8 protein-coding genes are annotated in these 6443 nt (G+C 69.1%); 7 read left to right on the plus strand and 1 reads right to left on the minus strand.

Features of this window, described 5'->3' with window-relative positions:
• The 4 genes from ABZD10_RS12485 to ABZD10_RS12500 all read left to right on the plus strand — a co-directional run.
• A partial coding sequence (locus tag ABZD10_RS12485) for a DNA-directed RNA polymerase subunit alpha C-terminal domain-containing protein (RefSeq protein WP_372886922.1) occupies positions 1–459 on the plus strand: 459 nt, incomplete at its 5' end.
• Positions 460–638: 179 nt separating this feature from the next.
• Positions 639–1058 (plus strand): 50S ribosomal protein L17, encoded by a 420-nt coding sequence (gene rplQ / locus ABZD10_RS12490; protein WP_372886923.1) that lies wholly within the window; start codon positions 639–641, stop codon positions 1056–1058.
• A gap of 123 nt (positions 1059–1181) precedes the next feature.
• On the plus strand, positions 1182–1808 hold the full coding sequence (locus ABZD10_RS12495; RefSeq protein WP_372886924.1) for a M23 family metallopeptidase: 627 nt from the start codon (positions 1182–1184) through the stop codon (positions 1806–1808).
• 110 nt (positions 1809–1918) lie between these two features.
• On the plus strand, positions 1919–3313 hold the full coding sequence (locus ABZD10_RS12500) for a trypsin-like peptidase domain-containing protein (RefSeq protein ID WP_372886926.1): 1395 nt from the start codon (positions 1919–1921) through the stop codon (positions 3311–3313).
• A 22-nt stretch (positions 3314–3335) separates the two neighbouring features.
• On the opposite strand, the gene ABZD10_RS12505 is transcribed toward ABZD10_RS12500, so the two are convergent.
• Positions 3336–4463, minus strand: coding sequence for a zinc ABC transporter substrate-binding protein (locus ABZD10_RS12505; protein ID WP_372886928.1), 1128 nt, complete (start codon positions 4461–4463; stop codon positions 3336–3338).
• A 90-nt stretch (positions 4464–4553) separates the two neighbouring features.
• Between ABZD10_RS12505 and ABZD10_RS12510 the strand changes: the two genes are divergently transcribed.
• From ABZD10_RS12510 to ABZD10_RS12520, 3 genes are all read left to right on the plus strand, one after another.
• Positions 4554–5030 (plus strand): transcriptional repressor, encoded by a 477-nt coding sequence (locus ABZD10_RS12510; protein ID WP_372886929.1) that lies wholly within the window; start codon positions 4554–4556, stop codon positions 5028–5030.
• Positions 5027–5782 carry a metal ABC transporter ATP-binding protein gene (locus tag ABZD10_RS12515; protein ID WP_372886931.1) on the plus strand — a complete coding sequence of 252 codons (756 nt, stop codon included), beginning with the start codon at positions 5027–5029 and terminating at the stop codon, positions 5780–5782. Before ABZD10_RS12510 ends, ABZD10_RS12515 begins: the two co-directional genes overlap by 4 nt.
• A partial coding sequence (locus ABZD10_RS12520) for an iron chelate uptake ABC transporter family permease subunit (RefSeq protein ID WP_372886933.1) occupies positions 5775–6443 on the plus strand: 669 nt, incomplete at its 3' end. The genes ABZD10_RS12515 and ABZD10_RS12520, both read left to right, overlap by 8 nt.

The raw sequence follows: 6443 nt of genomic DNA on the forward strand, positions 1-6443 counted from the left end.
CAGCCGACCCGCGAAGGTCAGGTTCTGGACTATGACAAGCTGACCATGAAGATCGAAACCGACGGCTCGATCACCCCGGATGACGCCGTGGCCTATGCCGCACGCATCCTTCAGGACCAGCTGTCGATCTTCGTCAACTTCGACGAGCCCGAAGCTGCCGGCCGTCAGGAAGAGGACGATGGTCTCGAGTTCAACCCGCTGCTGCTGAAGAAAGTGGACGAGCTGGAACTGTCGGTACGCTCGGCAAACTGCCTGAAGAACGACAACATCGTCTATATCGGCGATCTGATCCAGAAGACCGAAGCCGAGATGCTGCGCACCCCGAACTTCGGCCGCAAGTCGCTGAACGAGATCAAGGAAGTGCTCTCGGGCATGGGTCTGCACCTCGGCATGGACGTCGAGGACTGGCCGCCGGACAACATCGAGGATCTGGCCAAGAAGTTCGAAGACTCGTTCTGAGATTGGGTAGGGTGCGTGCAAGCACGCACCCTACCGCCATCCCGTAGGGGGCGTGGTTCCACGCACCCCGCATCAAATGCCCGGACCTCCGGGGACAACATGGGCAAACCCGCCCCAAGGAGAGCGGCTGACACGCATCGGTCGCCAGACAAAGCAAAACCTGTAGAAGGATTATCGAAATGCGTCACGCACGTGGATACCGCCGCCTGAACCGCACCCATGAGCACCGCAAGGCTCTGTTTGCCAACATGGCCGGCTCGCTCATCGAGCACGAACAGATCAAGACCACCCTGCCCAAGGCCAAGGAACTGCGTCCGATCATCGAAAAGATGATCACCCTGGCCAAGAAGGGCGACATCCATTCGCGTCGCCAGGCTGCGGCCCGTCTGAAGGAAGACCAGTATGTCGCCAAGCTGTTCGACGTTCTGGGCCCGCGCTATGCCGAGCGTCAGGGCGGCTACGTCCGCATCCTGAAAGCCGGCTTCCGCTATGGCGACATGGCGCCGATGGCGATCATCGAATTCGTCGACCGCGACGTCGATGCCAAAGGCGCCGCCGACAAGGCCCGCCTGGCAGCCGAAGAAGCGGCCGAAGAATAAGCCCTTCGCGCATCGCACCGACATTCGGCCCCGCCTGGTGACAGGCGGGGTCTTTGTTGTTCGCGGTGCGCCTTGTGCACTGATCCGGGCCATGCCACGCTTGGCCGATCCACGAGGAAACCCATGCTGCGACTGCTTTCGGTCCTGATCGGAGCCCTGCTTCTCTCGGCCTGCAAAATCACCCCCTACGGCGCCTCGGCGCCCTATGCCGATCTGCGCGGCGACCATCCCAAGGTGGTGATGCCGCCGGGCGCGCCCTCGATCACCGGCCAGGTGCATCTTGCTCCCGACCTCTCCGACCCCGAGCGCCGCAGGAACGAACACCAGGGGATCGACATTTTCGAACAGGTCGGCACCCCGGTTCTCGCCTTTACCGACGCGGTGGTGCTGCGCGCCCATTACGAACCGATGTTCGGCCATCAGGTGGTGCTGGACCATGGCGCGGCCGGCGACGGGGCGCGGATGATCTCGAAGTACCGCCATCTCGACGCCCGCCAGGTCGTCGCCGGTGACCGGGTGCGGCGCGGGGCCCAGATCGGCACCCTCGGCACCACCGGCCTGATGTCGCAGGGCTATCCCCACCTGCATGTCGAGTTGTGGCGCCAGACGGCAGGGGGGCGGTTGGTGCCGGTCGATCCGCAGCTTTACTGGGCCGACGGGCCGGGGCGGGTGAGCTGTTTCACGCCGCGCCGCCGTTTCACCGCCGCGCCCGACCGGCTGACCTATCCCGTGCCCTGCCGCCCGCACTGAGCCCGCCCGCACCGAGCCCGCCCGCACTGAGCCCGCCGGCGCTTGAAATCGCGTCCGGTGCGGCGCATATCAGGGCGGACCAATCGAAAGGGACAGCGATGCGGGCGGTGATGCTAACTGTGATGCTGGCGCTTGGCGCCGGGTTCGGGGCAGGGGGGCTGCCGACAGCCGCCGAGGCCGAGATGCGGGTGCCGACCTCGGCGGCCGAGATCTCGCTCGGCTTCGTGCCGCTGGTCAAACAGGCGGCGCCGGCGGTGGTCAACATCTATGCCCGGCGCGTGGTCGAGGTGCGCCAGAGCCCCTTTGGCGGCGACCCCTTCTTCCAGAACATGTTCCGCGATTTCGGCGAGACCCGGCCAAGGGTGCAGAACTCGCTCGGCTCGGGGGTGATCCTGTCGCCCGACGGGATCGTGGTCTCCAACTACCACGTGGTCGGCATGTCGACCGACATCCGCGTGCAGCTCAAGGACCGGCGCGAATACGCGGCGCGGGTGCTGCTCGCCGATCAGGAAAGCGACCTCGCGATCCTGCAGCTCGAAGGCGCCAGCGACATGCCGCATCTCGGCCTGCGCGACAGCGACACGGTCGAGGTCGGCGAGTTGGTGCTGGCGATCGGCAACCCCTTCGGGGTCGGCCAGACCGTGACCAGCGGCATCGTCTCGGGGCTGGCCCGCTCGGGCACCGCCACCGGCAATGCGCGCGGCTATTTCCTGCAGACCGACGCGCCGATCAACCCCGGCAATTCCGGCGGCGCGCTGATCGACGTCAGCGGCGCGCTGATCGGCGTCAACACCTCGATCCTGACCCGCTCGGGCGGCTCCAACGGCATCGGCTTTGCCATCCCCTCGGCGCTGGTGCGGCAGTTCGTGGCCCAGGCGCGGGCCGGCAATACCGCCTTCGAACGGCCCTGGGCCGGGATGGCCGGCCAGCCGGTCGATGCCGATCTTGCCGGCGGGCTGCAGCTTGACCGGCCGGGCGGGATCGTGATTTCCGACCTGCATCCGCAAAGCCCCTTTGCCGCCATCGGCTTCCAGCCCGGTGACGTGATCCTCGAGGTCGGCGGCCAGCCGGTCAACACCCCGGCCGAGATGGTGTTCCGCATGTCGGTGGCCGGCATCGGCACCACGGTCGCGGTCACGGCGCTGAAGGACGGCCGGCTCGATACCGCGCCGGTGAGCCTGATCGCCGCCCCCGAGACCCCGGCCCGCGACCGGCTGACCACCGGCGACGGCTCGGCGGTGCCCGGCCTGGTCCTGTCCAACATCAACCCGGCGGTGATCGGCCAGTTCGGCCTGCCGCTGAACCTCGGCAGGGTGGTGGTCGAGGATCCGGGCCCGGTCGGCGCCCGCCTCGGGCTGCGCCCCGGCGACGTGCTCTTGTCGATCGACGGCACCGCCGTCGAGACCAGCGGCGAGGCCCGGGGCGCGCTCAGGCAGGCCCGCCGCCGGGTGACGCTGGAGATCCAGCGCGGCACCCAGCGGCTGGTATCGCGCTTCCGGCTCTGAGGCCGGGGCGCGCGGCGCCGGCTCAGTCGCCGAGACAGGTCGCCATGGCGCCGGCCAGCTGCCGGATCAGCGCCGGGTAAAGCCCGGGGCCGGGCGTCAGCGCCACCCCCAGCGGGTCCAGCTCGGCCGTGGCCGCGCCGGGGGCGACCGCCTGTAGGAGGCGCGGATCGAACTGCGGTTCGGTGAACACGCAGGACACCCCCTGCCGGGCGACCCGTTCCTTGACTTTGCGCAGCCGCGCGGCGCTGGCGGCCGAGGCATCCGAGACCAGGATCGCGGCGCTGGCCGAGAGGCCAAAGCGGTTCTCGAAATAGTGATAGGCATCGTGATAGACCACGAAGCGCCGCGCCCGCAGCGGTGCCAGCAGCTGCGCGACCTCGTCGCTCAGCGCGCCCAGCTCGGCCTGCGCCGCCCGCGCGTTGTCGCGGTAAAGCGCGGCGTTCTCGGGGTCGGCCGCGGCCAGCCGCTCGGCGATCACCCCGAGCCACAGGGCGGCGTTTTGCGGATCAAGCCACATGTGCGGATCAAGTCCGCCGGGCGCATGGGCGTGACCATGCCCGCCATGGTCCGCCTCGTGGTCCGAGCCATGTTCCGCTTCATGCTCTGCCTCGTGGTCCGAGCCATGTTCCGCTTCATGCTCCGCCTCGTGGTCCGAGCCATGCTCCGCTTCATGCTCCGCCTCATGGCCGGTGCCATGATCGTCATGATCGTCGTGCTCGCCATGATCGTCATGCTCGCCGTGATCGGCATGAGCCTTGCGACCGTCGTGACCGTCATCATCGCCATGCGCGCCGAACAGGCTCTCGTCGCGAAAGGCAAGAACCGTCGCCCCCTCGGTCCGCGACAGGTCCAGCCGCGCCCCGCTATGGGTCAGGGTCTCCATCGCGGCCTTGAGCGAGGGCCACAACGCCGGGCCCATCCAGACCACAAGGTCCGCCCCCTGCAGGGCCTTGGCCGTGCCCGGCCGCAGCGCGAAATCATGCGGCGAGGCCCCGATCGGCAGGATCATCCCCGGCGTGCCCGCCCCCTGCATCACCCGCGCCACCAGCGACTGGACCGGCGCGATATCGGTCACCACGCGCAGGTCCCGCGCCAAAGCCGGCGCCGCCCCCATGGCCACAAACAGGGCCGCCATCATCAGTCGTTTCACCGGTTTTCCTCTCGATCCGTGCAGATTCCCGCTGGCCATACATGGTATGTTATACTATATCAACCCGAAAGCCGACGCAGGAGGGGGCCCATGTCCGAGATCGGATTCCAGAAACACGACCACGCCGCCTGCGTCTCTGAGGCGCTCGGCGCCGCCGAGGCCTTCTGCGCCCGCAACCGGGTGCAGCTGACCCCGGTGCGGCGCAGGGTGCTCGAGATCCTGCTTGGCGAACACCGCGCCATGGGCGCCTATGACATCCTCGCCGTGCTCGCCACCGAGGGGCTCGGCACCCAGCCGCCGGTGGCCTACCGCGCCCTCGATTTCCTCGAGACCCACGGTTTCGTGCACAAGATCGAACGGCTCAATGCCTGGCTCGCCTGCAGCCATCCCGGCGACAGCCATTCGCCGCTGTTCCTGATCTGCCGCGACTGCGGCGCAGTGGCGGAATCGGCGATGCCGGTGCGCGAATTGCGCGCCGCCGCCCGCGCCGTCGACTTCCGCATCGAATCCACGGTGATCGAGGCCGAGGGCCTGTGCCCCGCCTGCCGCGGGGGCGCCTGCGCATGAGCCTGGTGACCCTGCAGGCCGTCGACGTGCACCACGGCGGCGTCAAGGCGCTCTCGGGGGTCGATTTCACCATCGACCGGGGCGAGATCGTCACCGTCGTCGGCCCCAACGGATCGGGCAAGACCACCCTGTTGCGCACCGTGATCGGCGCCCAGAAACCCAGCGCCGGGCGGCTGCTGCGGGCGCCGGGGCTGCGCATCGGCTATGTGCCGCAGTCGCTGGCCATCGACGCCACCCTGCCGCTGACCGTGAGCCGCTTTCTCGGCCTGCCCCGGCGCCACCCGGCGGCGGCCATGCGCGCGGCGCTGCAGCGCGCCGGCGCCGAGGGGCTCGAGATGCGGCAGATGTCGGCGCTTTCCGGCGGCCAGTTCCAGCGCGTCCTGCTGGCGCGGGCGCTGCTGAAGAAACCCGACCTGCTGATCCTCGACGAGCCGACCACCGGCCTCGACCAGCCGGGCTCGGCGGCGCTCTACCGCCAGATCGAGGCGCTGCGCGGCGATCTCGGCACCGCGGTGCTGATGGTCAGCCACGAATTGCACGTGGTGATGAGCGCCTCGGACCGGGTGGTCTGTCTCAACGGCCATGTCTGCTGCCATGGCGCCCCCGAGATCGTCGCCTCGGCGCCGGAGTACCGCGCCCTGTTCGGCAGCGGCACCCGGGGGGCGCTGGCGCTCTACCGCCACGATCACGACCACCACCATCACCGCCATGCGCCGCGGTCCGAGGAACACGGGGAGTGCGACCATGCTTGACGATTTCCTGGTCCGGGCCACGATCGCCGGCCTCGGCGTGGCGCTGGCGGCGGCGCCGCTGGGCTGTTTCGTGGTCTGGCGCCGGATGGCCTATTTCGGCGATGCCACGGCCCATGCGGCGATCCTCGGGGTGGCGCTGTCGCTGGCGCTCTCGACCTCGGTCTTCACCGGCGCGCTGGCGGTGGCGCTGGTGATGGCGCTGGCGGTCTCGGCGCTCGGCGGCCGCGGCTATGCCATGGACACGCTGCTGGGGGTCATGGCCCATTCGGCGCTCGCCTTCGGGCTGGTCGCGGTGTCGCTGCTGCGCGGCGTGCGGGTTGATCTCGATGCCTATCTCTTCGGCGACATCCTCGCGGTCAGCCGCTCGGACATCGCGGTGATCTGGATCGGCGCGGTGCTGGTGCTGGCGCTGGTCGCCTGGCGCTGGTCGGCGCTGCTGACCGCGACCCTCAACCCCGACCTCGCCCATGCCAGCGGCCTCGATCCGAAACGCGAACAGCTGGTGCTGACCCTCGGGCTCGCCATCGTCGTCGCGGTGGCGATCAAGGTGGTCGGCGCGCTGCTCATCGTCGCCCTGCTGATCATCCCCGCTGCCGGTGCCCGGCCGCTGTCGCGCACCCCCGAAGCCATGGCGCTGATCGCCTGCCTGATCGGCGCCGCC

The sequence above is a fragment of the Shimia sp. genome (assembly GCF_041624275.1).
In the GTDB taxonomy this organism is placed as follows: Bacteria; Pseudomonadota; Alphaproteobacteria; order Rhodobacterales; family Rhodobacteraceae; genus Shimia.

Bases quoted from the DNA above. Each gene is read 5' to 3' on its own strand.
- ABZD10_RS12515 (WP_372886931.1), top strand. From the start codon at position 5,027: ATGAGCCTGGTGACCCTGCAGGCCGTCGACGTGCACCACGGCGGCGTC.
- ABZD10_RS12510 (WP_372886929.1), top strand. From the start codon at position 4,554: ATGTCCGAGATCGGATTCCAGAAACACGACCACGCCGCCTGCGTCTCT.
- ABZD10_RS12495 (WP_372886924.1), top strand. From the start codon at position 1,182: ATGCTGCGACTGCTTTCGGTCCTGATCGGAGCCCTGCTTCTCTCGGCC.
- ABZD10_RS12500 (WP_372886926.1), top strand. From the start codon at position 1,919: ATGCTAACTGTGATGCTGGCGCTTGGCGCCGGGTTCGGGGCAGGGGGG.
- rplQ (WP_372886923.1), top strand. From the start codon at position 639: ATGCGTCACGCACGTGGATACCGCCGCCTGAACCGCACCCATGAGCAC.